The organism is Paracidovorax konjaci (assembly GCF_900112675.1).
Taxonomy (GTDB): domain Bacteria; phylum Pseudomonadota; class Gammaproteobacteria; order Burkholderiales; family Burkholderiaceae_C; genus Paracidovorax; species Paracidovorax konjaci.
On the sequence record NZ_FOMQ01000012.1, the window covers coordinates 1 to 25,897 of the forward strand.

Annotated in this window: 24 protein-coding genes; 8 read left to right on the forward strand and 16 right to left on the reverse strand. The window is 69.0% G+C overall.

Annotated elements, in window-relative coordinates:
• Positions 1-28: 28 nt before the first annotated feature.
• The 4 genes from BM144_RS16655 to BM144_RS16670 all read right to left on the reverse strand — a co-directional run bounded on the left by BM144_RS16655 (position 29) and on the right by BM144_RS16670 (position 3,515).
• Positions 29-889: a hypothetical protein gene (locus tag BM144_RS16655; protein WP_139225748.1), complete on the reverse strand. Its 861-nt coding sequence runs from the start codon at positions 887-889 to the stop codon at positions 29-31.
• Positions 890-1,367: 478 nt separating this feature from the next.
• Positions 1,368-1,724 (reverse strand): VOC family protein, encoded by a 357-nt coding sequence (locus BM144_RS16660; protein ID WP_092954659.1) that lies wholly within the window; start codon positions 1,722-1,724, stop codon positions 1,368-1,370.
• 203 nt (positions 1,725-1,927) lie between these two features.
• On the reverse strand, positions 1,928-2,992 hold the full coding sequence (locus tag BM144_RS16665; RefSeq protein ID WP_092954662.1) for an NAD(P)-dependent alcohol dehydrogenase: 1,065 nt from the start codon (positions 2,990-2,992) through the stop codon (positions 1,928-1,930).
• 124 nt (positions 2,993-3,116) lie between these two features.
• Positions 3,117-3,515, reverse strand: coding sequence for a tautomerase family protein (locus BM144_RS16670; RefSeq protein ID WP_092954665.1), 399 nt, complete (start codon positions 3,513-3,515; stop codon positions 3,117-3,119).
• 128 nt (positions 3,516-3,643) lie between these two features.
• Between BM144_RS16670 and BM144_RS16675 the strand changes: the two genes are divergently transcribed.
• Positions 3,644-4,528, forward strand: a complete 885-nt coding sequence (locus BM144_RS16675; RefSeq protein ID WP_092954668.1) for a LysR family transcriptional regulator — start codon at positions 3,644-3,646, stop codon at positions 4,526-4,528.
• Positions 4,529-4,546: 18 nt separating this feature from the next.
• On the opposite strand, the gene BM144_RS16680 is transcribed toward BM144_RS16675, so the two are convergent.
• Entirely contained in the window at positions 4,547-4,732 is a 186-nt protein-coding gene (locus BM144_RS16680) for a hypothetical protein (RefSeq protein WP_092954671.1), read from the reverse strand.
• Between the two features lie 138 nt (positions 4,733-4,870).
• Positions 4,871-6,541, reverse strand: coding sequence for a Na/Pi cotransporter family protein (locus tag BM144_RS16685; RefSeq protein WP_092954674.1), 1,671 nt, complete (start codon positions 6,539-6,541; stop codon positions 4,871-4,873).
• A 253-nt stretch (positions 6,542-6,794) separates the two neighbouring features.
• On the opposite strand from BM144_RS16685, the gene BM144_RS16690 reads away from it, so the two are divergent.
• The gene (locus BM144_RS16690; protein ID WP_139225749.1) at positions 6,795-8,090 is read left to right on the forward strand and encodes a hypothetical protein; all 1,296 of its coding nucleotides are present in this window, start codon (positions 6,795-6,797) and stop codon (positions 8,088-8,090) included.
• A 59-nt stretch (positions 8,091-8,149) separates the two neighbouring features.
• Here the strand turns inward: BM144_RS16690 and BM144_RS16695 are convergent, their stop codons facing one another.
• From BM144_RS16695 to BM144_RS16720, 6 genes are all read right to left on the reverse strand, one after another.
• A complete protein-coding gene (locus BM144_RS16695; RefSeq protein WP_092954680.1) occupies positions 8,150-9,001 on the reverse strand; it encodes a phosphodiesterase in 852 nt (283 codons plus the stop codon).
• A complete protein-coding gene (locus BM144_RS16700) occupies positions 8,998-10,065 on the reverse strand; it encodes an ABC transporter ATP-binding protein (protein ID WP_092954683.1) in 1,068 nt (355 codons plus the stop codon). Before BM144_RS16700 ends, BM144_RS16695 begins: the two co-directional genes overlap by 4 nt.
• The gene (locus BM144_RS16705) at positions 10,055-10,852 is read right to left on the reverse strand and encodes an ABC transporter permease (protein WP_092955033.1); all 798 of its coding nucleotides are present in this window, start codon (positions 10,850-10,852) and stop codon (positions 10,055-10,057) included. Before BM144_RS16705 ends, BM144_RS16700 begins: the two co-directional genes overlap by 11 nt.
• A 68-nt stretch (positions 10,853-10,920) precedes the next feature.
• Positions 10,921-11,736: an ABC transporter permease gene (locus BM144_RS16710; protein WP_092954686.1), complete on the reverse strand. Its 816-nt coding sequence runs from the start codon at positions 11,734-11,736 to the stop codon at positions 10,921-10,923.
• 40 nt (positions 11,737-11,776) lie between these two features.
• Positions 11,777-12,790: an ABC transporter substrate-binding protein gene (locus tag BM144_RS16715; protein ID WP_092954689.1), complete on the reverse strand. Its 1,014-nt coding sequence runs from the start codon at positions 12,788-12,790 to the stop codon at positions 11,777-11,779.
• A gap of 80 nt (positions 12,791-12,870) precedes the next feature.
• Positions 12,871-13,863, reverse strand: a complete 993-nt coding sequence (locus BM144_RS16720) for a LacI family DNA-binding transcriptional regulator (protein WP_092954692.1) — start codon at positions 13,861-13,863, stop codon at positions 12,871-12,873.
• A 282-nt stretch (positions 13,864-14,145) separates the two neighbouring features.
• On the opposite strand from BM144_RS16720, the gene BM144_RS16725 reads away from it, so the two are divergent.
• A complete protein-coding gene (locus BM144_RS16725) occupies positions 14,146-15,273 on the forward strand; it encodes a hypothetical protein (protein ID WP_092954695.1) in 1,128 nt (375 codons plus the stop codon).
• Positions 15,274-15,285: 12 nt separating this feature from the next.
• Here BM144_RS16725 and lspA read toward each other — a convergent pair whose 3' ends face one another.
• The 3 genes from lspA to BM144_RS16740 all read right to left on the reverse strand — a co-directional run bounded on the left by lspA (position 15,286) and on the right by BM144_RS16740 (position 19,838).
• On the reverse strand, positions 15,286-15,792 hold the full coding sequence (gene lspA / locus BM144_RS16730) for a signal peptidase II (protein WP_092955036.1): 507 nt from the start codon (positions 15,790-15,792) through the stop codon (positions 15,286-15,288).
• Positions 15,792-18,650 carry an isoleucine--tRNA ligase gene (gene ileS, locus BM144_RS16735; protein WP_092954697.1) on the reverse strand — a complete coding sequence of 953 codons (2,859 nt, stop codon included), beginning with the start codon at positions 18,648-18,650 and terminating at the stop codon, positions 15,792-15,794. The genes lspA and ileS overlap by 1 nt, the downstream gene beginning before the upstream one ends.
• A gap of 138 nt (positions 18,651-18,788) precedes the next feature.
• On the reverse strand, positions 18,789-19,838 hold the full coding sequence (locus BM144_RS16740; RefSeq protein WP_092954700.1) for a bifunctional riboflavin kinase/FAD synthetase: 1,050 nt from the start codon (positions 19,836-19,838) through the stop codon (positions 18,789-18,791).
• Between the two features lie 155 nt (positions 19,839-19,993).
• On the opposite strand from BM144_RS16740, the gene BM144_RS16745 reads away from it, so the two are divergent.
• Positions 19,994-20,551: an HNH endonuclease gene (locus BM144_RS16745; protein ID WP_092954703.1), complete on the forward strand. Its 558-nt coding sequence runs from the start codon at positions 19,994-19,996 to the stop codon at positions 20,549-20,551.
• A gap of 73 nt (positions 20,552-20,624) precedes the next feature.
• Here BM144_RS16745 and BM144_RS16750 read toward each other — a convergent pair whose 3' ends face one another.
• Positions 20,625-21,581, reverse strand: a complete 957-nt coding sequence (locus BM144_RS16750) for a LysR family transcriptional regulator (protein WP_092954706.1) — start codon at positions 21,579-21,581, stop codon at positions 20,625-20,627.
• Between the two features lie 116 nt (positions 21,582-21,697).
• Here BM144_RS16750 and BM144_RS16755 point away from each other — a divergent pair, with 116 nt between their 5' ends.
• The 4 genes from BM144_RS16755 (at position 21,698) to BM144_RS16775 (ending at position 25,894) form a co-directional block, all read left to right on the forward strand.
• The gene (locus tag BM144_RS16755) at positions 21,698-22,786 is read left to right on the forward strand and encodes a tartrate dehydrogenase (RefSeq protein WP_092954709.1); all 1,089 of its coding nucleotides are present in this window, start codon (positions 21,698-21,700) and stop codon (positions 22,784-22,786) included.
• 223 nt (positions 22,787-23,009) lie between these two features.
• Positions 23,010-24,008 (forward strand): Bug family tripartite tricarboxylate transporter substrate binding protein, encoded by a 999-nt coding sequence (locus tag BM144_RS16760; RefSeq protein WP_092955039.1) that lies wholly within the window; start codon positions 23,010-23,012, stop codon positions 24,006-24,008.
• Between the two features lie 182 nt (positions 24,009-24,190).
• A complete protein-coding gene (locus BM144_RS16770) occupies positions 24,191-25,252 on the forward strand; it encodes a TRAP transporter substrate-binding protein (RefSeq protein ID WP_092954714.1) in 1,062 nt (353 codons plus the stop codon).
• A 126-nt stretch (positions 25,253-25,378) separates the two neighbouring features.
• On the forward strand, positions 25,379-25,894 hold the full coding sequence (locus BM144_RS16775) for a TRAP transporter small permease (protein WP_092954717.1): 516 nt from the start codon (positions 25,379-25,381) through the stop codon (positions 25,892-25,894).
• Positions 25,895-25,897 lie beyond the last annotated feature (3 nt).

Here is a 25,897-nt window from a genome sequence, read left to right on the forward strand (position 1 = left end):
GCGCTTATCTCTTTTTTCTTGTTTCGACTCATGCATCACCAAACGCTCTTCGCTCGATTTGCGATGACATGGTTTTGTTAGCCGCTTTTAATCGCAGCTGCTCGACGAACTGCCGCGTGTCCTTCATCGCGTCGATTTCGTCGTCGGGGTACGCCTCGTCGAAGGTGATTGGCAGACGCTCGTCGTAGTACTCGCTGTTGACCTGCGCGAACTTCGCCCAGACCTCAGCGCCAGTGATGGGCTTTCGCTCGCCCTGGATAAGCTCAATGGCTTCCCTGAGCCACCAACCTTCCATTCGTTCGCGAACATCGATGCGAAATTTCGACGCTACCGACCGCAACAGCGGGGCGAAGGCCGCGTCTAGCTCCTTGATGCGCAGCGAACTGTCGGCAATCACGATGCGAGCCAGGAAGTCATCCTGTTGGGTCGCGGCCAGGGTGCTGAACGTGGTCTCAATTTGTGCACTCAGCGCAGACTTCGAGCGCTTGAGCTCGACCACTAGCTGTTTGGCGAAGCCGGCAGGCTTAGCGTCGGCACCGTCGAGGAAGAACCGAAGCAGAGAGGAGGGACCGACGCGCGCCGTCGTTGCCATACAGTACGAGTGGTCGCAGGCGAGGTTGCCATCCCGGATGTATCGGTCGAGCCAAATGCGGACGGACTTCCAGAAGTCGGTCGACAGCGTGCCGACGGTCTCGCCAACCTGCTTATGCTTCAACGAAATCAGCGTCTTCTTGCCGTCAACGTCGCGCAGTTCGACGTCGTCGTCTGCCTCGATGAGCAGTGCTTCGCTCTCGTCCTGCTTCATAAGGTGAGCAAGCGCAAAGCGAATTTGATAGACATAGCCTAGGCCCTGCTCGCCCGCGGCGTACTTGTCTGTATTTTTTGACACTTGGTCCCCCTTGCTTCCCCTCAACCAATCATGGGCGTCTGATGCCCATGTCCTGGGTCTACAGGTTCTACCGATGCAGGAATCATAGCCATACGACACACATATAGCTCTGCGGATTACCCAGAGAACGGAACTAGACGTGTGCCAGCGCGACGCTCACGTGTTGGCGCCGTGCTTCCATAGCGCGTCGAATTGGATGTCTAGTAGGAAGTTTCCGAACTCAGCCGGGCCTAGCCGCTTTTGGCCACGGCAACAGCTCGCTAAAAGCCGGTCCATGGGCCTTTGAGAGATGTGTGTCGCCCGAGGCACAGGTGCGATGGGCCCCGTACTACGGATGGGTCGCGACGCGGTTCTCAGCCCGTTTGACTCATCGCCCATGGCTGAGGTGTTGCGAAGCAGCCGTCAGTGAACTTCGGCCTTCAGCCTTGACCAGACATGCGTAAGAGCAAGTCCAGCATTTGCGTTGAGCCCCAATACATCACCCACGAAACCTCCGACTAGAAACACTGACGGAATTCCCATCCGGGTCTTTGGTATTGGCGAAGGCATATCCATTCGCCTGGTGCAAAACACCGAAAACGAGTCCACGTTCCCTCGCCGCTTCCACGAACTGCGGCACGTCGCGCACCGAGAACGACAGCTTGATGGCGGCAGATCCCGGCTTCAGGCTCTTGGCCGCCTGGTGGATCAGGATCTCGGCCCCTCCCGCGGCCGGGCGGAGTTCGATGAGTCCTTCATGCACTTCGCCGCTGGTTTCGTAGCCGAAATGTTCGCTGTAGAAGCGGGCGGTGCGTTGCATGTCCTTCGCGTAGAGGATGACGGTGCCGAGTTCCATGGTCGTCTATTCATTCATTGATTCATTCATTCGCTTGCTTGCTTCGTCCGTGCGGTGCGTTCGGCGATGTGCGCTGCCTGCAGCCGATGCCAGCAAAGAGGCCCGGCACGGGGCAGCGCCTGCCGCGGTCGCAGGCGCCGCACTCCGTGCCTGCCGCAGGCCGCCCCGGTGCCGGGGCGCCGAAGTGCCGCAAGAAAGCCGGCTCAGGCGGCCGCTTGCAGCGTGCCCATGTCGATCACGAAGCGGTAGCGCACGTCGCTCTTGAGCATGCGGTCGTAGGCTTCGTTGATCTCGTCCATGCGGATGGTCTCGATGTCCGAGACGATGCCGTGCTCGGCGCAGAAGTCGAGCATTTCCTGGGTTTCGCGGATGCCGCCGATGAGCGATCCTGCCAGGCGGCGGCGCTTCATGATGAGGCTGAACACGTTGGGCGAGGGGTGCGGGCTGGCGGGCGCGCCCACGAGGGCCATGGTGCCGTCCAGCTTGAGCAGGCCTAGGAAGGCTTCCAGGTCGTGCGGGGCCGCGACGGTGTTCACGATGAGGTCGAAGCTGTTGGCGTGGGCGGCCATTTCACCGGCGTTCTTCGATACCACCACTTCGTGCGCGCCCAGGCGCTTCGCATCGTCGCGCTTGGAGTCGGAGGTGGTGAACAGCACCACGTGCGCGCCCATGGCGGCGGCGATCTTCACGCCCATGTGGCCCAGCCCGCCCAGGCCGACGATGCCCACCTTCTTGCCCGGGCCGGCATTCCACTGGCGCAGCGGCGAGTAGGTGGTGATGCCCGCGCACAGCAGCGGCGCCACGGCGGCCAGGGAGTCTGCGGCGTGCGTGATCTTGAGCACGAAGTTCTCGCGCACGACGACCTGGGCCGAATAGCCGCCGAAGGTGTTGGCGCCGGTGCCCTGCTCGGGGCCGTTGTAGGTGCCGGTGAAGCCGTTGTCGCAGTACTGCTCCAGGCCTTCCGCGCAGGGTGCGCAGTGCTGGCAGCTGTCCACCATGCAGCCCACGCCGACGAGGTCGCCCGCGCGGAACTTGCTCACCAGCGGGCCCACGGCGGTCACGCGGCCCACGATCTCGTGGCCCGGCACGCTGGGGAAGCGGGTGCCCGCCCATTCGCCGCGCGCGGTGTGCAGGTCGGAATGGCAGACGCCGCAATACAGGATGTCGATGGCGACGTCGAGGTCGCCCGGGGTGCGCCGCTCGATGGTGAGCGGTGCGAGCGGGGTGGTGGCGGACTGTGCGCCGTAGGCGAGGACGGTGGTGGTCATGGCGTGAGGGGACAGAGGGAGTGGGAAGACCCCAGACCATAGCGGATGGCCGGCGGAACTGCCGGCCATGCCGCGTTCGACCACCGGCCGCACCCGGTCTTCTCTGGCGTGTTTTTTCCTCCCCTTACACGCCCGCCTGCTGGTGGCGCCACTCCTGCGTGCGCCCGCCGTAGCCGTAGGCGGCCGCGCGTGCGTCGATGAGGTGGATGTAGCTCACGGGGTGCAGCCGCTCCAGCAGGGCGGAGAAGGCGGCATGGACCTCGCGCACGTAGAGCGCTTTCTCGGCCTTGGTGTTGGTCTCGTCGGTGATGCTGATGTCGAGGTGGAAGGCGCTCTGGCCCAGTTCCGCCAGCGATGCGCCGCCCACGAACCACTGCGCGGCCGGGATGAACTGCACGGTGGTGGCGATCACGGGCAATTGCTTGCCCAGCACGCGCTGGGTGAGTTCCGCGACGGTATCGGCCGCGCGGCGGGCCAGCAGCGCATCGGGTTCGCCGCTGAGGTGGATCACGGTGTGGGGCATGGCGGTCTCCTGAGGAAGAAAGAGAAGGGGCAAGAAAAAGCGATGCGCTGATTCTTCGGCTTTCCATGCCATCGGAAAAGCAGGATGATCGGCAGTCATGCATCGATGAAACCGTTGGATAAAAAGCCATGCGCCCTTTCAACCTGGAGCAGCTCAGGACCTTCGTCGCGGTGGCCGATGCGGGCAGCCTGGCGGCGGGTGCGCCGCAGGTCTTCCTGTCGCAATCCGCCGTGAGCGAGCAGTTGCGCAAGCTGGAGCAGCACGCCGGCCAGGCGCTGCTGGTGCGATCCAAGGCGGGCGTGGCACCCACGGTGGCCGGGCTGCGCCTGTTGCAGCATGCGCGGCAACTGCTGGCGCTGAGCGAGGCGGCCTGGCTGGACCTGCGCGGCGCGGCGCTGCAGGGCACGTTGCGGCTGGGGGTGACCGACTATTTCCGGCCAGCGGAGGTGGCGGGCCTGCTGGCCCGCATGCAGGCCCGCCACCCGGGCGTGCGCCTGCAGGTGGCGGTGCAAAAGAGCGGCGACATCGAAGCCGGCTATGCCCGCGGCGAGTTCGACGTCGGCCTGACGATGCGCCTGCCTTCCGGCACCGGCGGGGGCCGCGGCGCGGCGGCCCGTGGCCACGTGCTGCGGCGCGAGCCGCTGCAGTGGATGGGCGCTGCCGCGCTGCCGCAGGCGCCGCCGCCTGCCGGCGATGCACCCCTGCGCCTGTTGGCCTTGCCGGACACCTGCGCGCTGCACCAGTTCACCGTGGCGCTGCTGCGGCGCCGCCGCATTCCGTTTGCCGTCGTGCTGGCCGCGTCGGGGGTTGCCGGGCTGCAGTCCGCGCTGGCTGCCGGGCTGGGCGTGGCGTGCCTGAACGCATCGGCCCTGTGCGACGGCGTGCAGGTGGTGCCCGCCGCGCGGGGGCTGCCCGCCCTGCCGCAGGCACGCTTCATGGTGCTGCCGCCGCGCCCGGGCGAATCTGCGTTCGTGCAGAGCGCCCGCCAGATGCTCGTGGCGGACTTCGGCTGAACGCCTTTGCTGCTGCTTCTACTGCTGTTGCTGCTGCTTTTTGCCTTCGTCTTTTTCTTCCTCGCCGGGTGGCACCTCCAGGCGGTCGTTGCGGACTTCCTTCATCATCGCCTCGCCGTCCGGATCGGTGCCGTCCAGCGGTACGTCGTTTTCCTGGGTGACTTCCGGTTCGTCGCTGGCGGGCTTGCGTGGTGTGCTGGGCATGGGCGCTCCTCGTCGGTGGGTGAGAGGGATGGCAGGAAGGCCATCGGGTCCGCCAGGGTAGGGGCTTGGCGCCGGCATGGCAAACCCGGGGGCTTACGGGCCGGCGCTATCGGGCTGCATGGCCGCCGCCGATGCCGGTCAGCTCCGGCCGGCCTCGCCGCCCGGGACCTCTTGCGCGCTGCGCAGCCGGCTCGGGGCCAGCGCGCCTGCCGAGTCGAGGATGGGGTAGGCGATGGAGCAGATGTGCGAGTTGACGCGCTTCAGGTCGCTGATGAGGTCGATGTGCAGCGAGCTGGTCTCCATGCTCTGCACGGTCTTGTCGGACAGGCGCACCAGGTGGGTGGCCGCGTACGCGCGCTCCAGGTCGCGGAAGCGTGCCTTTTCTTCCAGCAGGCGCTGCGCATCGCGCACGTTGCCGTTCAGGAACACGCTCATGCCCAGGCGCAGGTTGTTGACGAGCCGGCCGTGCAGTTCGGCGATCTCGGCCATGCCGGCTTCGGAGAACTGCCGGCCCTTCTTGATCTTCTTGTCCTCGATGTCGGTGAGCACGCGCTCGATGATGTCGCCCACCTGCTCCATGTTGATCGTGAAGCTGATGATGTCGGTCCAGCGCCGGCTCTCTTCCTCGCCCAGCGCCTCGCGGGAGATCTTGGTGAGGTAGTACTTGATGGACGAATACAGCTCGTCCACCTCGTCGTCCATCTTGCGCAGGCGCTCGGCCAGCTGCAGGTCGTTCTTGCGGATCACGTCGAGCACGCCCAGCAGCATGGTTTCCACCACGTCCGCCTGGTAGAGCGCTTCGCGTGCCGCGCAGGAGATGGCTAGCGACGGCGTGGAGAGGGCGGAGGGGTCGAGGTGCTGCGGCCTGCGGCTCTGCGGGCCTTCGGGCTTGGGCAGCAAACGCGTGACGGCCACGGCCACCCACTGCGTGAACGCGATGAAGCCCAGGCTGATGAGCACATTGAAGGCCAGGTGGAACAGCACCACCCCCTGGGCCGCGCCCGGCATGTGGGGCTGCACGTGCTGCAGCCACAGGCCCGTGAAGGGAGCCACCAGTGCCACGCCCATCAGCTTGAACATCAGGTTGCCCACGGTGACCTGCCGCACCTCCACGGCCGACTTGGCGGTGGTGAGCACGGCCAGCAGGCCGCTGCCGAGGTTGGCGCCCAGCACCAGGCCGAGCGCCACGTCCAGCGGCACCACGTGGGACGCCGCCATGGCCGAGATCAGCAGCACGATGGCCAGGCTGGAATAGGCGATCACCGCCAGCACCGCGCCCATGACCACCTCCAGCACGAGGTCGCTGTTGAGCGAGCCGAGCATGGCGCGGATGACGGGCGAGGCCAGCATGGGGCCGCTCGCCTGCACGACCATCTCCAGCGCGAGCAGCATCAGGCCCAGGCCGATGAGCACGCGCCCCACGCGCCCGGCCGTGCTGGCCTGCCGCGAAATGAACAGCACCACGCCCACGAAGATGAAGAGCGGCGAAAGCCAGGACAGGTCGGTGGAGAACAGCACCGACATGAGCGCGGTGCCGATATCGGCCCCCCGCATCACCGCGAGCGCGGCCGGCAGCGTGATGAGCCCCTGGCCCACGAACGAGGAAGTCATGAGCGAGGTGGCCGTGCTCGACTGCACCAGCGCCGTGACCCCGATGCCCGAGAGCGCCGCGGAGAAGCGGTTGCCCATGCTGCGGGCCAGCAGCGTGCGCAGGTTGGCGCCGAACACGCGCAGCACCCCGGTACGCACGAGGTGCGTACCCCAGACCAGCAGGGCCACGGCGGCCAGCAGATTCAACAGGTGCTTCATGGAAGGTTCGTCGGGTGTCTCGCCGGACAGGGGCTGCGCTGTGGCCCGCGCCGCCTTCCGGGGGTGACAGCATACTCCTGAATCCATAGCAGTCCGGCAGCAACCGCGAGCGCTGCCGGGTTGCATGGGCGCACCGGGCGGCGCCGCGCCGGTTCGCATTCCGCACAGCGGCTTCGGTTGTGGCGGCGCGCCGGTAAATGTCCCTTCCTACGCTCGGCTTTTCAACTCATGCATCGAAGCCAGGGGAGAAGCCATGATCGGTCAAGTCAATAACGGGTCTCGCAGGCAGGCCGCCCGTTCTGCTCCGGAACCCCAGCAACAGGTACAGGCGCGCGCGTCGAGTGCCAAGCCCGGGACGACGATTACGCTGGAAGGCAGGTCCGTCACGCTGCAGACGAACCCCGAGGATTCCGGGGCTCAGCCTACCCGTCCGGCGCCGCGCTTGAGCCCGCCCCGGTCGAAAACCCTGCCGCGTGCCAAGTCCTCCGCGTCCGGCATGGGAGAGCCGCCGAAGGCGGCCACGCCACGCTCCGATGTGCAGGCCGGCAAGGCAAAGGCAAAGGCCGGGGCCGCACCTGCGCGCCCTGCAGGACCTGCGCGGCAGCCCGAGGCGAACACCCCCGAATGGCGCGACTGGGCGGCCCACGTCATCCTGAAGATGCATGGGTTTGTCGGGGGGGCAGGCCAGCCGGTGGCCGACAGCACCATGTCGCTGGAGCAGCGGATCCGGCATCTGCAGGGGATGCAGGACCTCAAACCGGACGTTTTCCAGTTCCAGGCGGAACTCCGCCAGCAGATGAATGGGGTGGATGGGCACTCCGAACCGGCGCGCTACGGGAAGTGGGCCCAGGCGGCATCGGTGGATCTGGAGACCGTGTTCCAGAAGGCCAGCGCGGAGGCCGAGCTGCATGGCTCCGAGCCGGAGGTGTTCGTGGACGCGCTGGATGAGTTCGCTGCGGACACGGACAAGGATACGGATGCTGTGCAGGTCCGGTCCGGGCCACCGGAGGCAGCGGCCCGCCCCCGTGCCGGCGAAACGGACACTCCGACCCCGCCCGCGGATCAGGACGCCTCGGTGGACGCCACTGGGGTCTCCAGCGACCACGCCGCCGGCCCTGCCGCGACCGAGTCGACCCCGAAGCTTTCCGAGAGCGCCCAGAATGCCCTGCGCGATGGCATGGCCCGCGATCTCCTGCAGCTCAACACCATGAACATGGGCTTTTTCATCAGTGGAGCGCGAGACCTCCTCGGAAACGTGCGCGCGATGGACAGGCGCATCGAAGACTTGAAGGAGTTGCTCGCGCAAAAGGAAGAGATGCTGCAGGGCCATGCCGATCTCAAGAAGCAACTGGCCGACCCCGATCTGCCAGCCCGGCTGGAGTGGCCGCAGTTCAAGCGGTGGCGGGCGGCGGCAGAAATGAGGCCCGAGAAAAAGTTCGATGAGCTGGCGGCGTCGATCCGCGACATCCAGGCCAGCATGAACCGGGGTGTGGAACATCTGGTCTGGAAAGAGGGCTACAGGAAGGCTGAGATCTTCAAGAAATATTGACGAGCGCAGCCGCACCGGCAGGCGGCCTTCCAACGAGGAAGCGCCGGCCGATGAACTCCTCAATCGATGAGCTGCCCCCCGTCGTGGAACGGATACGGCCCCTCGTACCGCCCGCTGGCCGCCAGGTGGCTCACCAGCCGCCCGCCGGCCGGCAGCGCGTGCACCGCGAAGCCGGGCGGCTCCAGCGTCCAGGCCGATGCGGCATCGGGCGCCAGGTCCAGGCACATCTGGTGCGCGGGCGAGGGGACCGTGGCGGCGATGGTGCCGCCGAAGCGCACCTGGATGCTGCGGTGCAGGTGGCCGCAGATCACGCGCTCCACGTTGGGGTGCCGCGCCACGAGGGCCTCCAGCGGGCCGGCGCCTGCCCGCAGCCCGATGGCGTCCATGTGCCCGATGAGGGTGCGGAAGGGCGGGTGGTGCATGGCGATCACCACGGGCCGCTCGCGGTGCATCTCCAGCTGGTGTGCGAGCCAGTCCAGCCGCTCGGCGCACAGGCCGCCGTCGCTGGCGCCCGGCACCACCGTATCGAGCGCGATGAGCTGCAGCGCGCCCACGGCCACGCTGTATTGCACGAATCCCTCCCGACCCAGGTAGGTGTGTTCCGGAAAGCCCGCACGCAGTGCGCCGCGGTCGTCGTGGTTGCCGGGCAGCAGGTAGAGCGGCAGGGCCCCGAGCGGCGCGAGCAGCTCGCGCAGGTGGGCATATTCGGCCGGCCGGCCGAAGTCGGTCAGGTCGCCCGTGACCACGATGGCGTCGGGGCGCTGGGGCATGCGCAGCACGGTGTCCACGGCCTGCCGCAGGTAGGGGGCGGTGTCCAGCCGCCCATAGGCGAGCCGGCCGGGTTCGCGGATGTGCAGGTCCGAGAGCTGCAGGAGCAGGGTGGTCGTTTGCGTGGTCGTTCGGGAGGTCATGCGGGGGCGCTCTCTGAGACGGCCATCAGGCGGCCGGTGGCGATGCGGAAGCCCACCCGCTCGCCTTCGCGCGCAGGGTGGTCGCGGTGCACGTCCGCCACGATCGGCGCGTGACCGGGGACGGCCAGCGTGAGTTGCACGCGCTCGCCCAGGAAGCTGCGGCGCGCCACGTCGGCAGCGCACCAGCCGGCCCCGGCGGGGCCCACTTCGACGTCTTCGGGCCGCACGAACAGCGGTTCCTGCGCACCGCGGGCCGGCGGGGCTTGCGGCGACAGCGCGGTGAGGTAGGCCTGCTGCCGCGCGGCCTGCAGATCCATGCCCGGCGATACACGGTTCACGCGGCCCAGGAACGTGGCCACGAACGGGTGGACGGGGGCACGGTAGAGCGTTTCGCCATCGCCCACCTGCACGATGCGCCCGGCCTGCATCACCGCCAGCCGGTCGGCGATGGCCAGGGCTTCCTGCTGGTCGTGCGTGACGTGGATGGCGGTGATGTGCAGGCGGCGCAGCAGCTCGGCCAGTTCGTCGCGCAGCGATTCCTTGAGCTTGGCGTCGAGCGCGGTGAGCGGCTCGTCGAGCAGCAGCACGCGCGGCCGGGACGCCACCGCGCGGGCCAGGGCCACGCGCTGGCGCTGGCCACCCGAGAGTTCGGCGGGGCGCTTCTTCTCCAGGCCGCCCAGGCGCACCAGGTCGATCAGCTCTCCCACCGCACGGCGGCGCTCGGCCTCGGCCACGCCGCGGATCCGCAGGCCGTAGCCGATGTTGGCTTCCACCGTCATCTGCGGGAAGAGCGCGTAGTGCTGGAAGACCATGCCGATGCCGCGCCGCTCGATCGGCATGCGGGTCACGTCGGTGCCGCCGAAGGCGATGCGGCCGCCCGCATCGGCCGACTCCAGCCCGGCGATCAGGCGCAGCAGCGTCGTCTTGCCGCAGCCCGAAGGGCCCAGCAGCGCCAGCACTTCGCCCGGCTCCACGGCCAGGTCGGTGGGCTGCAGGCCGCGGGTGCCGTCTGCATAGGTTTTTGCGCACTGGACGATATCCACGCGCGTGCGTTCAAGTTCCATGGTGTTTCTCGATGAGGCCGCCCAGGGCCTGCAGGCCCCACAGCACCGGCAGGATGACGATCAGGAAGACGAGGGTGTAGGCCGATCCGATTGCGATGCGCATCGACGCGTAGCTGTCGGCCAGCCCCACGGGCAGCGTGCGCGTGAGCGGCGTGTGCAGCATCCAGGTGAGGTTGAATTCGCCCACCGACAGCGTGAACACCATCAGGCTGCCGGCCACGATGGCCGGGAGCACGGCAGGCACCAGCACGCCGAGGAAGCGCTGCAGGAACGACGCGCCCAGCGAGCGCGCGGCTTCTTCGAGCGAGCGCAGTTCATCGCGGCGCAGCGCCGCTGCCACGGTGCGCACCATGAAGGGCAGCGTGAACACCATGTGCCCCACGAGGATGAACGCGAAGCTCTGGCGGAAGCCCGAAAGCGTGCCGTAGGCCAGGATCAGCGCCAGCGCGCTCGCCAGGCCCGGCACGGCCACGGGCAGGGTCAACAGTTCTTCGAAGCCGCCGGCCGCGCGCGACCGGCTGCGTGCCAGCGCATAGGCGCACGGAACGCCCAGCAGCACATTGCCGGCAACGCACAGCAATCCGATCAGCAGCGACGCGCCGACGGTGCCTCCGTACAGTTCCCACACTTCGGACAGCCAGCGGGTGGTGAAGCCGCTTTGAAGGCCCACCGCATAGTTGCCCACGAGGCCCGCGGCGACGGAGAGCGCGATCGGGGCCAGCATGAAGACCGACACCAGCGCGGTGAGGGCCACCAGCGGCAGCGGGGCCTGGCGTGCATTGCGCATTGCGTGCTTCCTTTCCTTCTTTCTGTTCTTGTCTTCCACTGCGCGGTGGCGCGGGTCCGTGGGCATCATCAAAGCGCCGCGGGGCCGCCCCATCGGCGCGCTCCCCAGAGCACGAGCCCCGTGATGAGCCCGAGCGCGATCGACAGGCTCGCGGCCAGCGCGAAGTTGGCGTAGTTGGTGAATTCGTTGTAGATGGTGATGGGCAGCACTTCGTATTTCGCCGAGAGCGTGAACGCGGTGCCAAAAGCGCCCATGGCGGTGGCGAACACCACCGAGCCGCAGGCCAGCGTGGCCGGGGCCAGCTCGGGGGCCCACACGTCGCACGCCACGCGCCAGCGCGCGGCGCCCAGCGAACGCGCGGCTTCTTCGCGTTGCGGGTCCATCGCGCTGGCGGCCGCCGTGTAGGCCGCGATGGCGCGCGGCAGCGAGAAGTACAGGTAGGCGAGGAACAGCCCCGTGAGGCCGTACGCGAAGGTGGCGCGGCCCAGGCCCAGGGCATCGGTCAGATCGGCCACGACGCCCTGGCGACCGCCCAGCAGGATCATGAAGAAGCCCACGATCACGCCCGGGAACGACAGGGGCAGCGTGAGCAGCGACAGCAGCAGCCGCCGCCCCGGGAAGCGCTGCCGGGCCAGCGTGATGCCGACGAGCGCACCCAGCGCCAGCGTGGCCAGCGTGACGGCGAGCGAGAGTCCCAGCGTCTGCAGCAGGCTGCGCAGGTAGCGCGCATCGGTGAGCACGACGAAATAGGTCTCCCAGCCGCTGCGGGCCGGCAGCACGAGCAGTTGCGCCACGGGCAGCAGCCAGAACGCGGCGAAGAACGCCGCTGCCGGTGCGGCGCAGGCCAGCAGCAGGGCGCGGGAAGGAGCGAAGCCGGAAGCCATGGCGGTGGGTCGGTCGTCGGTGCGGATGGGACGGCGCGGCTTACCGCACGTCCTTCACGTAGCGGTCGGAGAACGCCTTCTGCACGGCAGCCATGCGCGCATAGTCCACCGTCTTCGCGCGGGCATAGTCGCTCGCGGGCAGGAAGCGGGCCTGCACCTCGGCCGGCATGGCCGCGGCGCGCACCGGCCGCAGGTAGGCGTTGGCCCAGATCGCCTGGCCCTCGTCGGAGAGCACGAAATCCAGCACCTTCTTCGCCTCGGCGGCGTGCGGCGCGCCAGCCACGAGGCTCATGACGTAGGGCACCACCACCGTGCCTTCGGCAGGGATCACGAAGCGCACGTTGGCCTGGTCCTTGTAGCGGGCGCGGTAGGCGTTGAAGTCGTAGTCGAGCAGGATCGCGATCTCGCCCGACAGCACGCGTGCGTAGGCGGTCTGCTTGGGCACGATGGGCTCGTTCTTCTGCAGTGCCTTGAAGTAGTCGATGCCGGGGCCGAAGTCGTCCAGCGAGCCGCCGCGCGCCTGGTTGGCCGCCACCGCACCCACGTAGCCCACGAAGGCCGAGGCCGGGTCCAGGTAGCCGATCAGGCCCTTGTAGTCGGGCTTGAGCAGATCGGCCCAGGACGTGGGCACGGGCTTGCCCTTGAGCGCATCCACGTTGACCATGAAGCCCAGCGTGCCGGAGTGGATCGTGAACCAGTGGCCGGCCGGGTCCTTCAGGCCGTCGGGGATGTCTTTCCAGCCGGCGGGCTGGTAGGGCGCGACCACGCCGTCCTTCTGCGCCTGGATGGCGAAGGTGACGCCCAGGTAGGTCACGTCGGCCACCGGGCGGGCCCGCTCGGCCACCAGCTGCGCGAGCGACTGGCCGGAGTTCTTGTTGTCCGGCGGCACGGCCACGCCGGTGCGTGCCTTGATGGCGCGGATCTGGCTGCCCCAGTCGGCCCATTCGGGCGGGCAGTTGTAGCAGATGGCGGCCTGCGCGAAGGCGCTGCCGGTGGCAGCCAGGCCGATGGCGACGGCGGCGGCACGGGCGATTTTCTGGAAGGCGGATCGCATGGAGACTCCTGTGGCGAAAGGGTGGGAAGGGGAAACGGTGGAATGGGACAACGGGTTGGGCACGCAAGGGCAGCGCGGGCTCAGATGCCTGCGCATGACTCCCCGGCGCGGAAGTCGTGGGGCAGGGTGAGGCTGGCCTGGGGCGAGAGCGGCGCGCCCGCGGCCATGGCCTGCACCAGCAGTTCCACGCTGCAGCGGCCGATGTCTGCATTGGGCTGGGCCACGGTGCCCAGCACGGGCGTGAGGTCCCGCCCCAGCGCGATGCCGTCGAAGCCCACCACGCTGAGATCGCGCGGCACGGCCAGGCCGGTCCGGTGCGCTGCGCGCAGGCAGCGGATGGCGATGAGGTCGTTGGAGCACACCAGCGCAGTCGGCCGCAGGGCCCCGCGCAGCAGCCGCGCCACTTCCTCGACGGCGGTCTCGACGAACGGCACTTCCACCACCGGCGCCGGATCGAGGCCCGCGCCGGCCATGCCGCGGCGAAAGCCCCGGCAGCGCTGCTGCGCGCGGTCGGAGGCCGCGAGCTGCCCGCTCACCATGGCGATGCGCCGGTGCCCGAGCCCCGCGAGGCGCACCACCAGATCGGCCACCGCGCCTTCGCTGTCCACCGACACGCAGGGGTGGGCGGCATGCCGGTTGTAGGCCAGCACATACGGAAGACCCGCGGAGGCGAGCCGCGCGAGCGCCGCGGAGGATTCGGGCTGGGAGACGACCAGGATCATTCCGTCCACATTGCCTGCCAGCAGCAGGTGCACCGCGCGCTCTTCCTGTGCCAGCGCGTAGTCGGTGGTGAACGGCAGGATCGCGTAGCCCGCCATCGCCGCGGCCCGTGCGATGCCCTCCAGGCATTCCGCGAACACCGGGTTGAGCAGCGTGGGCAGCACTACGCCGATCACGCGGCTGCGTTGCGTGCGCAGCGTCCGCGCGCTGGCATTGGGCGCATAGCCCAGCCGGTCGGCGGCCTCGGCCACCAGGGCACGCGTGGCGGGCATCACCTTGTCCGGCAGGTTGAAGGCCCGGGAGACGGTGGCGACCGAAACCCCGGCTTCGCGGGCGACGTCCTGGATGGTCATGGTGGGGGGAGCGCGGTGTGCCATGTAATCGATTTCATGGCATTGGAGCCGAGCGGCGTGACGGGGCGATGACAACCCGCAGCCGCGGTCTGCGGTGGTGTGCGGGCTTCAGGCTTCGGATTCGCCGGACCGGCTTCGCCACACACGGCTCAAGGAGCGGGGCCGTGGCTAGCCTTCGCACGGACCGCTCCCTGCGGCCCGAACATCGACCGACCACGCCCGGATGCGGGCGGCCCCGGTCGGCCGGGCGCCATCCCTGACCCCTTACGCCGGAGGCTTGCCATGAACCCGCCCCTTTCGAGTCTCCGTGCCACCGCCGCCCCGCGCGGCGCCGCCGCGACGTCGGAGCCGATGGCGCAGCCTGCCGGCCCGCCGCCCGAATCCGTGCCGATGCCCTCCAGCGGCCTGGTCTCGCGGGCGGCGGCGAGAAAACAGGCGCACCCCACGCAGGGAGGCCTTCCGCCGCGGCAGGACCTGCAGCGCCTGGCCGACGCCAAACTGCGCGGCTATCTCCTGGCCCTTGCCGTGGATGGCCGGCCTGCGACGGGCCCGGACCTGCTCCGGTTGCGCAGGGCGGGCTTTACCCGCGAGCAGACCGCCAGCCTGCTCCCCGACGGCAAGGGCAATGTCCTGCCGGACGTGCAGCGCACAGGGGGAGAAAGCACGCGCCTCGTGGAAGCCGCCAGGGTGCTTGCGGACGGCTTGAGCCAGGCGAAGTGGCCGTGGAGCTGTGCGTACGGCGCCAGCGCCCTGATGGCCGGCGCCGGAAACTGCGGGGAGCAGTCGGCGGTCGGGCAGATGCTGCATGCCGATCGCCTGAAGGCGGGCGAGTCGCTGAGCCTGGTGACGACCGAAGTCATCAGCCATGCGTGGACCGAACTGCGCGATGGCCGCGGGCCGAAGCACGCCGTGGTCATCGACTCCTGGCTGCGGGGGCCGGTCGTCTTCGCGGTGGACGGACAGATGTCGGACCAGCCCAGGCTCGTGAGGACCCGGCTGTCTCTCGACGGCATCTCCGGCCCGGTGCAGCGCGATGCGCTCGATGGCCTGCTGCTCGAAAGCGGTGCGGCCCTCGCCGAGGAATTCCAAACAGCCCGGCGGGGAATTCCGGACACGTTCAGGGCCGCGCCGGAATCTCTCTACCGGCCCATGTCCGTCGTGAGCCGGAAATTCGAGCGCCGGGTCCAGGAAAAAATGGCGCAGCCCGTGGATGCGGCCCGGTTGCAGCGCTCTCCCGAGACGGCGTGGATCGCCACGCCCCAGGCCATGCTGCGCCAGCGGCGGCTGCTCAACGAGGTGCTGGCGATGGGCGTGGTGGCCGAACTGGGCCCGCCTGCCGGCATCCGCGAGCGGGCCCGGCAGGCGAAGCGCACCGTGGCGGAGGCGAGTGCCCTGCGTTCCGTGGGCTGAGCGCCCCGGCACTCAGGAGGTTTTGCGCACCCGCAGCAGCTCGTCGAGGATCAGGCACACCGCCCCGATGGTGATCGCCGAATCCGCCAGGTTGAAGGCCGGGAAGTGCCAGCCCCGGGCATGGAAGTCGAGGAAGTCCACCACGTAGCCGTGCATCATGCGGTCGACCACGTTGCCGATCGCGCCGCCCAGGATGCTGGAGAGCGAGAAGCAGAAGAGCCGCTGCCCGGGGTGCGCCCGCAGTTGCCACACGATGAAAAGCGCGGCCGCCACGCCGATGCCCGTGAACACCCAGCGCTGCCAGCCGCCCGCATCCGCCAGGAACGAGAACGCGGCACCGGTGTTGTGGGCGCGCACGATGTTGAAGAAGCTGGTGACGTAGGTCGCATCGCCCAGCCGGTAGTAGCCCAGGATCAGCGTCTTGGTGAACTGGTCGGCCACCAGGATCAGCAGGGCCCAGGCCAGCCACGGCCAGAGAGCGCCGCCGCGGGACGACAGGCTGTTGCCGCGCGCCGCCATCATGCGTGCTCCCGGTGCTCGCCGGTACCGAACAGGTTGCTGGTGCAGCGGCCGCACAGCGTGGGATGCGCCGCATCGTGGCCGACGTCCGCGCGGTAATGCCAGCAGCGCTCGCATTTGGTGTCGGAACTGGGCCTTGCCGCGATATCCATTGAATTTCCTGCTACTAATTCGATAGCGGATGTGATGAAGACGAACTTCAGGTCGTCACCCAGGCTCGCCAGCAGCGCGTGGTCCTCGGGCGGCACCGTCAGCGTGACGACCGCCTGCAGCGACGAGCCCACCTGGCCCGCCGCACGCAGGGTTTCGATCTCCTTGTTGACGGCATCGCGCAGTTCGCGGATGCGCGCCCACTTGGCGCCCAGGCCCTCGTCGCCACTCGGGATCGTGGCGTAGGTTTCCAGGAAGATGCTCTCGGACGCGCCGAAGACCTTCCACGCCTCTTCGGCGGTGAACGAGAGGAACGGCGCCATCCAGCGCAGCATGGCGTGCGTGATCTGGTGCAGCGCGGTCTGCGCGCTGCGCCGCGCGAGGCTCTTGGGAGCGGTGGTGTAGAGCCGGTCCTTGAGCACGTCGAGGTAGAAGCCGCCCAGGTCTTCCGAGCAGTAGAGCTGCAGCTTGGCCACCACCGGGTGGAATTCGTAGACCTGGTAGTGGGCGAGCACCTCGGCCTGGAACTGCGCGGCGCGCGTGAGGGCGTAGCGGTCGATCTCCAGCATCTGGTCGAACGGCACGGCATCGCGGGCGGGGTCGAAGTCGCTCACATTGGCCAGCAGGAAGCGCAGCGTGTTGCGGATGCGGCGGTAGGCATCGACCACGCGGGCCAGGATCTTGTCGTCGCCCGCGATGTCGCCCGAGTAGTCGCTGGCGGCCACCCACAGGCGGATGATCTCGGCGCCCAGCTTCTTGTTGATCTCCTGCGGATCGATGCCATTGCCGAGCGACTTGCTCATCTTGCGGCCCTGGCTGTCCACCGTGAAGCCGTGCGTGAGCAGGCCCTTGTACGGTGCGCGGCCGTAGAGCGCGCAGGCCAGCAGCAGCGACGAATGGAACCAGCCGCGGTGCTGGTCGTGGCCTTCGAGGTAGAGGTCGGCCTCGGGGCCGCTGTCGTGGTGCACGCCGGAGTGGGTGCCGCGCAGCACGTGGAAGAAGGTGGAGCCGGAGTCGAACCACACCTCCAGGATATCGGTGCTCTTGGTGTAGCAGGCAGCGTCCTCGGCGCCGAGGATCTCCTCGGGCGTCACGCGGCTCCAGGCCTCGATGCCGCCGCGCTCGACGATGTCCGCGGCCTGGTCGAGGATCTCCATCGTGCGCGGGTGCAGTTCGCCCGAGTCCTTGTGCAGGAAGAACGGTATTGGCACGCCCCAGCTGCGCTGGCGCGAGATGCACCAGTCGGGCCGGTTGGCGATCATGTCGTGCAGGCGCGCCTTGCCGTTCTCGGGGTAGAAGCCCGTGTGCTCGATGGCCTCCAGCGCCGTCTGCCGGAGCGTCTTGGGCGCCTTGTCCTTGGTGAACACGCCTTCGCCCTCGTCCATGCGGATGAACCACTGCGCGGCCGCGCGGTAGATCACGGGCGTCTTGTGGCGCCAGCAGTGCGGATAGCTGTGGACGATGTCCTTCGTGGCCATCAGGCGGCCGGCATCCCGCAGCGCCTCGATGATGACCGGCACGGCCTTCCAGATGTGCTGGCCGCCGAAGAGCGGGAAGTCGGCCGCATAGGTGCCGTTGCCCTGCACCGGGTTCAGGATGTCGTCCAACGCCATGCCGTTGGCGCGGCAGGAGTTGAAATCCTCCAGCCCGTAGGCAGGGGAGGAGTGCACGATGCCGGTGCCGTCGTCCGCCGTGGCGTAGTCGGCCAGGAACACGGGCGAGAGGCGTCGGTAGCCTTCATGCACGTTGTGGAGGGGATGCTCGAACTCCAGCCCGCCCAGCTTTTCTCCGGGCGTGGTGGCGAGCACGCGGCCTTCCAGGCCCCAGCGCTGCAGGCACGCCTCGACCAGCGGCTCGGCCAGCACCAGCAGGCCACGCTCGGTCTCCACCAGCGCGAAGCGGATTGCGGGGTTCAGGTTCAGCGCCTGGTTGGCGGGGATGGTCCAGGCCGTGGTGGTCCAGATCACCACGAAGGCATCGCGCGCCAGCGCCGGCAGGCCGAAGGCGGCGGCCAGCGCCGCCGGGTCGTGGGCCTTGAAGGCCACGTCCAGCGTGGTGCTCTTCTTGTCCTGGTACTCGATCTCGAACTCGGCCAGCGACGAGCCGCAGTCGAAGCACCAGTACACGGGCTTGAGGCCGCGGTACACGAAGCCGCGCTCGATCACCTGCTTGAACGCGCGGATCTCGCCCGCCTCGTTGGCGAAGTTCATCGTCTTGTAGGGGTTGTCCCATTCGCCGAGCACGCCCAGGCGCTGGAAGTCGCCCATCTGCTGCGCGATCTGCTCCGTGGCGTAGGCGCGGCTCCTGGCCTGCATGTCGTCGCGCGAGAGGCTGCGGCCGTGCTTCTTCTCGATGGCGTTCTCGATCGGCAGGCCGTGGCAGTCCCAGCCCGGCACGTAGAGCGCGTCGAAGCCTTCGAGCTGCCGTGCCTTGGTGATCATGTCCTTCAGGATCTTGTTCACCGCATGGCCCATGTGGATCTGGCCGTTGGCGTAGGGCGGGCCGTCGTGCAGGATGAACTTCGGCGCGCCGCAGCGTGCGTCGCGCAGGCGCTTGTACAGGCCCTTGTCTTCCCATTCCTTCACCCAGCCCGGCTCGCGCTTGGGCAGGTCGCCGCGCATGGGGAAGGGGGTGTCGGGCAGGTTGAGCGTGGCGCGGTAGTCGGTGCCTGGGCTGGATTCGGTGGCGGAATTCGTGGTGTCGGACATGGCTGGGCTAGGGTACAGGGCTGCCGGCGAGGGGCCGGGGCCGCCAGGACGGGATGGGTGGGAACGGGGCTGCGCCGGGCGGCGCGCGGAGCGGTGGGGAGGGACGGCGGCCAGTGCGGGCGCCGGGCCCGCGCCGCGTCAAATTCGGTCGCGCGTGGTCTGGCGACGGGTTTCCGTGTAGCTGGCGGCCGGGGTGGACGCGAAGAATGCCCGCGCGTCGTCGCAATCCCTGGCGATGCCGGCGGTGAGGGCGTCGAGGCTGTCGTATTTCAGCTCGTCGTGCAGTTTGTGCAGGAGTTCCACGCGGACGATTTTACCGTAGGCCCCTTCGGCCCCCAGGTGGACGGGCCACTCCAGGCAGTGCGTCTCCAGCAGAACACGGCCGCCGTTCACGTCGGAAGGGTCGAGCGAGGGGCGCACGCCCAGGTTGGCCACGCCCGGCAGGGGCTGCTGCGACAGGCCGTGCACGTGCACGGCGAAGATGCCGCTGGCAGCGGGTTTCCAGTGCGCGAAGCGCAGATTGAGCGTGCGGAAGCCGTCGCCCGCGCCATCGGCGCTCGCGCCCAGCGCACGGCCGAGCTTGCGCCCGTGCACCACATGCCCGCTGATGGCGTAGGGCCGGCCCAGCAGGGCGGCCGCGCCGCCCATGTCGCCCCGGGCGAGGGCTTCGCGCACGGCCGAGCTGGAAACGCGCAGGCCATGGACTTCATAGCTGTTCATGCGTGCGACGTCGAAGCCCCGCGTGCGGCCCGCGGCATCGAGCATGGCGTAGTCGCCCGCGCGCTGCGCACCGAAACGGAAGTCGTCGCCCACCAGCACGTAGCGGGCGTTCAGGCCCCCCACCAGCACATCGTCGATGAAGGCCTGCGGCGCCTGGCGCGCGAGCCGCTCGTTGAACGGCAGCACCACCGTCTGCTGCACACCGCAGCGGGCCAGCTCTTCCAGCTTGTCGCGCAGCGTGCCGATGCGCGCGGGCGCGAGTTCGGGGCGCCGCAGCGCGCCGGCGAAATAGTCGCGCGGATGCGGCTCGAAGGTGAGCACGCAGCTCTCCACGCCGCGGTGCGCGGCTTCACTGCGCAGCAGGGCCAGCATGGCCTGGTGCCCGCGGTGCACCCCGTCGAAGTTGCCGATGGTGACCGCGCAGGCCGCAGCGATGCCGGGGTGGTGGAGGCCTCGGAAGATCTTCATCGGATTGCTATTTTTTTGATAGCGCGCAGCGCAGGTGCATCAAGCGCTGGACGCCAATCTGTCATGAAATGGGAGTATATTGTGCGGCACGGGAGGCCCCCAGCCGCCCGCGAGACATCAGCGTTCCGAATCTTGTCGCGTTGCAGGAGGATGTTGTGAAGGTCTTGAAGCTGTCGGCCCAAGGGCTGCCGCAATCCTGGATTTCGCTCGAACAGGCGGTCACCCACTATGCAGCGGGCGAGGTGCGCTGGGAGTCCGGTGCGCCCATCGCCGTATTCCGCGGCGGCCACAACGCGCTCACGGGCGAGCAGTCGGTGATCGAGGTCAACAGCATCGTCGGCACCAAGGGCGTTCCCAATATCAACCCCTTCGAGCTGAAGCCCGCGCTCACCAACAGCAAGCTCTTCGCACGCGACCGCAACGTCTGTGCCTACTGCGGCGGGCACTTTCACGAAGAAGACCTCACGCGCGAGCACATCGTGCCGTTCGCGCGCAACGGCGTGGACCACTGGATGAACGTGGTCACTGCCTGCCGCGCCTGCAACCACCGCAAGGGCCCGCGCACCCCCGAGCAGGCGCACATGCCGCTGCTCTACACGCCCTACGTGCCCAGCCTCTGGGAAGACTTCATCCTGCGCAACCGGCGCATCCTGGCCGACCAGATGGAGTTCCTCATCGCCCACGTGCCGAAGTCGTCGCGGCTGGTGAGCTGAACCGCGGCGTGCCCGGCCCGGCCGTGCAGGCAGGGTGCGGCAGGGCGGCGTGGACGCGCCTGGCACCCTCGCCTCAGCCGGCGCCCGCCGGGGCGCGCAGTGCGTCCCCTGCCTGCCCGAAGGCATCGGCCAGGTGGTCCACGAAGGTGCGCACGCGGCTGGAGAGCCGGTGGCGCTGCGGATAGACCGCGTAGATGTCGGCCGCCGGGGTGTCGTACTGCGGCAGCACCTGCACGAGGCGGCCGCTGTGCAGGTAGCGGTTCACGTCCCACTCGGCGCGCAGCAGGATGCCGTGCCCGTCCAGTGCCCAGCGCACGGCGATCTCGCCGTCGTTGGTGGCGAGCGGGCCGTGGGTCTTCACGGCTTCGGTGCGCAGGCGCGCGCCGCGGCCCGTGCTCAGGCGCCACAGGCCGTAGGCTTCGTCGCCCTGCCGGATGCCGATGCATTGGTGCTGTTCCAGATCGCGCGGGGTGCGGGGCGTGCCGTGCTGCCGCAGGTAGGCCGGCGCCGCGCAGAGGATGCGCCGGTTGACCGCCAGGCGGCGTGCGATCACGCGCGCCTCGGGCGGCTCGCCGAAGCGGATGCAGACGTCGTAGGCATCCTCGGTGAGCGCGGGCGGATGCACCGAAAGCTGCAGCTGGATCTCCACGCCGGGATGCCGGCGCGCGAAGCGGGAGATCAGCGGCGCGATGTGCATGCGGCCGAAACCCAGCGTCGCGTTCACGCGCAGCAGTCCGCGCGGGCTGCTGCGCGCCTGGCCCAGCAGTTCGTTGAGCCCGTCGATGTCCGCGAGGATGCGGCGCGCGTGCTCCAGGAACACCTCGCCCTCGGGGGTGAGGCCCATGCGCCGCGTGCTGCGGCTGACCAGCGCGACGCCCGTGCGGGCTTCCATCTGCGACAGCCGCTTGCTCACGGCGGCCGTGGAGATGCCCAGTTCACGCGCCGCCGCGCTGAGCGATCCGCTGCCCGCGAGGGTCGAGAAAAAGCCCAGTTCTGCGGGCTGGATGCCGGTGGCGCCAGTGGTTTTCATCGTTAACCTGTATTCAACAATGGCTTGAGTTTCGCACCGGAAGGCGGAGCGCCGGGCGCCATAGAGTGCGCTCCATCGCACACCGCATTCGCATTGCACTGGAGCCGGAGCCCCGCATGAAAACCTACAGAATCGCCACCATTCCCGGAGACGGCATCGGCAAGGAGGTCGTGCCCGCGGGCCGGCAGGTGCTGGAGGCGCTGGCCGCTTCCGGCGAAGCGTTCCGCTTCGCGTTCGAGGATTTCGGCTGGGGCGGCGACTGGTACCGCGCCCATGGCGAGATGATGCCCGCCGACGGGCTCGCGGCGCTGAAGGGGCAGGACGCGATCCTTTTCGGGTCGGCGGGCGATCCGCACATCCCCGACCACGTCACGCTCTGGGGGCTGCGCCTCAAGATCTGCCAGGGGTTCGACCAGTACGCCAACGTGCGGCCCACGCGCATCCTGCCGGGCATCGACGCGCCGCTCAAGCGCTGCGGGCCCGCCGACCTGGACTGGGTGATCGTTCGCGAGAATTCCGAGGGCGAGTACGCCGGCGTGGGCGGGCGCGTGCACCAGGGCCATCCGCTCGAAGCGGCCACCGATGTCTCGATGATGACCCGCGCGGGCGTGGAGCGCATCATGCGCTTTGCCTTCCAGCTCGCCCGGTCGCGGCCCCGCCGGCAGCTCACCGTGGTCACCAAGAGCAATGCACAGCGCCACGCCATGGTGATGTGGGACGAGATCGCCCAGGAGGTCTCGCGCGAGTTCCCCGAGGTGTCGTGGGACAAGGAACTCGTGGATGCCGCCACCGCCCGCATGGTCAACCGCCCGAGCACGCTCGACACTATCGTGGCCACGAACCTGCACGCCGACATCCTGAGCGACTTGGCCGCGGCGCTGGCGGGCAGCCTGGGCATCGCGCCCACGGGCAACATCGACCCGGAGCGGCGCTACCCCTCGATGTTCGAGCCCATCCACGGCTCGGCCTTCGACATCATGGGGCAGGGGCTGGCCAACCCGGTCGGCACGTTCTGGTCCTGCGTGATGCTGCTGGAGCACCTGGGCGAAGCCGCAGCGGCCGCGCGGCTCATGGCCGCCGTGGAGCAGGTGACGGCCGACCCCTCCCTGCACACGCGCGACCTGGGCGGCAGCGCCACCACCGCGCAGGTGACGGCCGCCGTGTGCGAACGGCTGCGGGCCGGAGCGCTGCGCCGCGCGGCCTGAGCACCTCCCCCCAGGCCATGCCAGGCCAAGCCGCGGCGCGCGGGGCGCGACAGCCCAGGCGCTGGCTGCGCGATGCCGCGGCGGGGCCTGGGCCGGCCTTGCGCATCGCACCCCGCTGCACGCTCCTGAGCGGCCGGGCGATGCAGCGATGCAGCGATGGGAATCGGCCCGCCAGGCATGCGGCCGCAGACGAAGCAACGACAACGACCCCAAGGAGACACGCATGGCCCACCTTCCCGCACTCCCGCTCCGGCGCCGCCCGGCCCTGGCAATCCTGGCAGCCCTGGCCTGCACGCAGGCCCTGCCGGGCACCGCCGCGGCGCAGTCCTGGCCGTCCCGCCCCGTCAGCCTGATCGTGCCGTTCCCGGCCGGCGGCACCACGGACGTGCTGGCCCGCGCGCTCGGCGACCGGCTGTCGCAGGTGCTGGGCCAGGCGGTCATCGTCGAGAACAAACCGGGCGCCGGGGCCACGCTCGGCGCCGACTACGTGGCCAAGGCCCGGCCCGATGGCCATACGCTGCTGATCGGCGCCGTGCACCACACCATCGCGGGCAGCGTCTACCGCAAGCTGCCCTACGACTTCCAGCGCGACCTGGTGGCGGTGGGCGCCATCGCCACCGTGCCCAACGTGCTGGTGGTCCATCCCGCGGTGCCGGCCACCAGCGTGACCGAGCTGGTGGCGCTGATGAAGGCCCAGCCCGGCAAGCTCACCTACGGCTCGAACGGCAACGGCACGGCCCAGCACCTCATCGGCACGCAGTTCTCCCACCTCACCGGCACGTCGATGACGCACGTGCCCTACAAAGGCAGCGGCCCGATGGCGGTGGACCTGCTGAGCGGGCAGATCACCCTGTCATTCGACACCGTCACGCCCGTGCTGCAGCACATCCGCGCGGGCAAGCTGCGCGCGCTGGCGGTCACCACGGCGCAGCGCTCCACCGCGCTGCCGGATGTGCCCACGCTGGACGAGGCGGGGCTGAAGGGCTTTGACATCGGCACCTGGTTCGGCGTGCTGGCACCGGCCGGCACGCCCGCCGACGTGGTGGCGCGGCTCAACACCGAGATGGTCCGGATCATCCAGTCGGCCGACTTCCGCAAGCGCATGGAGGACGTCGGCGCCGAGCCCACGCCGGGCAGCAGCGAGCAACTGGCACAGAAGATCCGTGCGGAAACGGCGCGGTTCGCCGCATTGGTGAAAGAAGCGAAGGTCAGTATGGATTGAGGGGGCGGCGGCCGGCCTCGCTGCGTCCCACGATGCGGTGCGGCCTGTGCGGAAAGGGCGCATTCAGGGCATTCCCGCTTTCGGCGAAGGTGCTGCGGTGGCCATAATCGCCGGCCGCCTCCGGGCGCTCCATGCCTTCTCGCCCGCCCCGGGCCCTCACCCTTTCTTCACCGGACTGCACCATGCGCATCGCTGCCGAATCCGCTCTCGCCCCTTCCGTGTCTTGCTCCCTGCCGGTGGCTGTTGCCCCGGGTACCCGCCGCCGGCACTGCCTGGTGGCCGCTGCGGCGGTCGCTGCCCTGGCAGGCTTGCCGGCGGGCGCAGCCCATGCACAGCAGGCCAAGGAAGTGAAGCTCGGCTATGCCCTGGCTGTGAATTCGCACTATGGCGCGGCAGCCCAGGCCTGGGCGGACACAGTGGAGAAGGGCACGAACGGTGCCTTCAAGTTCAAGCAGTTCCCCTCCAGCGCGCTGGGCGGCGAGCGCGAGCTCATCGAAGGCCTGCAGCTCGGCACGGTGGAGGCCGTGATCGTCTCCACGGGCGCCCTGAGCAACTTCGTGCCCGACGTGGGCGTGGTGGACATTCCCTTCCTGTTCCGCGACACGGCCCATGCGCGCGGCGTGCTCGACGGCGCTTTCGGCCAGGAACTGCTGGGCAAGTTCAAGGCGCGCGGGCTGATCGCGCTGGCCTGGGGTGAACAGGGCTTTCGCCACCTCACGAACAACAAGCACCCGGTGAAGGCCCCGGCCGACTTGAAGGGGCTCAAGATCCGCGTGACGGAAAACCCCGTGCACATCACCGCCTTCCGCACGCTGGGCGCATCGCCCACGCCGATGTCGTGGCCCGAGGTGATCGGTGCGCTGCAGCAGGGCACGATCGACGGCCAGGAGAACCCGATGTCGGTGATCGTCTCCGCCAAGCTGCCCCAGGTGCAGAAGTACCTCTCGCTCACCGGCCACGTCTACGCGCCGATGGCGCTCATCGTCTCGCCCAACTTCTGGTCGGGCCTGAACGACGCGCAGAAGGCCGCCTTCACGCAGGGCGCCAAGGCCGGCGCGCAGGCGTCGCGCAAGTTCGTGGACGACGTCGAGCAGAAGGGCCTTGCCGAGGTCAACGCCGCCGGCATGCAGGTGGTGGAATCGGTGGACAAGGCCGCGTTCCAGAAGGCGCTGGAGCCCGCCTACAAGCAGTACGCCGCCAAGTTCGGCCAGAAGACGCTGGACCAGATCACCGGCGCCAAGTAAGCCCGGCCACGGCCCCGCGGCCGCCGCGCAGTGCGGCGCCGCAGGGCCGATGCGATCGATGCCCGGCCCGCCCGGGCATCGCCGCTTCCCGATGCACCGCACCTTTTCCCTTCGCACCACACATCCATGTTCCGACGCTTCGAGCGCGCACTGGTGGCCTGCAACCGCTGGCTGCTGATCTTCCTGCTGCTGGCCATGGCCTGCATCGTCTTCGCCAACGTGGTGCTGCGCTACACCACGGGAGACTCCATCGTCTGGGCCGAAGAGGTGGCACGGCACCTGATGATCTGGGGCACCTTCCTCGGCGCGGGGCTGGTGCTGCGCTTCGGCGGGCATGTGGCGATCGACAACCTGCACCACGTGCTGGGCGAGCGCGGTGCGCGCGTGCTGCGTGGCCTCATCGTGGCGGCGCTGGGCGTGTTCTTCCTCGCCATGGCATGGTTCTCGGTGCAGTACGTCTGGGCCACGCGCTTCCAGACCACGCCGGCCACCGATATTCCGTTCGCCTGGATCTACTCGGCCATGCCCGCGGGCTTCCTGCTGCTCTTCGTGCACTTGGTGTTCATGGCCCGCGGCTATGTGCGGGACGGACGCTACGTGGAATCCGACGAGATGGACGCCGAATCGGCGGCCTCGCTCTGATGG

What these genes read in the sequence shown, in the direction of transcription:
- BM144_RS16715 (WP_092954689.1), bottom strand. Translation starts at nt 12,790, where the DNA reads ATGCGATCCGCCTTCCAGAAAATCGCCCGTGCCGCCGCCGTCGCCATC.
- lspA (WP_092955036.1), bottom strand. Translation starts at nt 15,792, where the DNA reads ATGGCGGCGCGCGGCAACAGCCTGTCGTCCCGCGGCGGCGCTCTCTGG.
- BM144_RS16750 (WP_092954706.1), bottom strand. Translation starts at nt 21,581, where the DNA reads ATGAAAACCACTGGCGCCACCGGCATCCAGCCCGCAGAACTGGGCTTT.
- BM144_RS16705 (WP_092955033.1), bottom strand. Translation starts at nt 10,852, where the DNA reads ATGCGCAATGCACGCCAGGCCCCGCTGCCGCTGGTGGCCCTCACCGCG.
- BM144_RS16755 (WP_092954709.1), top strand. Translation starts at nt 21,698, where the DNA reads ATGAAAACCTACAGAATCGCCACCATTCCCGGAGACGGCATCGGCAAG.
- BM144_RS16675 (WP_092954668.1), top strand. Translation starts at nt 3,644, where the DNA reads ATGCGCCCTTTCAACCTGGAGCAGCTCAGGACCTTCGTCGCGGTGGCC.
- BM144_RS16660 (WP_092954659.1), bottom strand. Translation starts at nt 1,724, where the DNA reads ATGGAACTCGGCACCGTCATCCTCTACGCGAAGGACATGCAACGCACC.
- BM144_RS16760 (WP_092955039.1), top strand. Translation starts at nt 23,010, where the DNA reads ATGGCCCACCTTCCCGCACTCCCGCTCCGGCGCCGCCCGGCCCTGGCA.
- BM144_RS16685 (WP_092954674.1), bottom strand. Translation starts at nt 6,541, where the DNA reads ATGAAGCACCTGTTGAATCTGCTGGCCGCCGTGGCCCTGCTGGTCTGG.
- BM144_RS16700 (WP_092954683.1), bottom strand. Translation starts at nt 10,065, where the DNA reads ATGGAACTTGAACGCACGCGCGTGGATATCGTCCAGTGCGCAAAAACC.
- BM144_RS16720 (WP_092954692.1), bottom strand. Translation starts at nt 13,863, where the DNA reads ATGACCATCCAGGACGTCGCCCGCGAAGCCGGGGTTTCGGTCGCCACC.
- BM144_RS16770 (WP_092954714.1), top strand. Translation starts at nt 24,191, where the DNA reads ATGCGCATCGCTGCCGAATCCGCTCTCGCCCCTTCCGTGTCTTGCTCC.
- BM144_RS16670 (WP_092954665.1), bottom strand. Translation starts at nt 3,515, where the DNA reads ATGCCCCACACCGTGATCCACCTCAGCGGCGAACCCGATGCGCTGCTG.
- BM144_RS16725 (WP_092954695.1), top strand. Translation starts at nt 14,146, where the DNA reads ATGAACCCGCCCCTTTCGAGTCTCCGTGCCACCGCCGCCCCGCGCGGC.
- BM144_RS16665 (WP_092954662.1), bottom strand. Translation starts at nt 2,992, where the DNA reads ATGACCACCACCGTCCTCGCCTACGGCGCACAGTCCGCCACCACCCCG.
- ileS (WP_092954697.1), bottom strand. Translation starts at nt 18,650, where the DNA reads ATGTCCGACACCACGAATTCCGCCACCGAATCCAGCCCAGGCACCGAC.
- BM144_RS16680 (WP_092954671.1), bottom strand. Translation starts at nt 4,732, where the DNA reads ATGCCCAGCACACCACGCAAGCCCGCCAGCGACGAACCGGAAGTCACC.
- BM144_RS16775 (WP_092954717.1), top strand. Translation starts at nt 25,379, where the DNA reads ATGTTCCGACGCTTCGAGCGCGCACTGGTGGCCTGCAACCGCTGGCTG.
- BM144_RS16690 (WP_139225749.1), top strand. Translation starts at nt 6,795, where the DNA reads ATGATCGGTCAAGTCAATAACGGGTCTCGCAGGCAGGCCGCCCGTTCT.
- BM144_RS16695 (WP_092954680.1), bottom strand. Translation starts at nt 9,001, where the DNA reads ATGACCTCCCGAACGACCACGCAAACGACCACCCTGCTCCTGCAGCTC.
- BM144_RS16710 (WP_092954686.1), bottom strand. Translation starts at nt 11,736, where the DNA reads ATGGCTTCCGGCTTCGCTCCTTCCCGCGCCCTGCTGCTGGCCTGCGCC.
- BM144_RS16740 (WP_092954700.1), bottom strand. Translation starts at nt 19,838, where the DNA reads ATGAAGATCTTCCGAGGCCTCCACCACCCCGGCATCGCTGCGGCCTGC.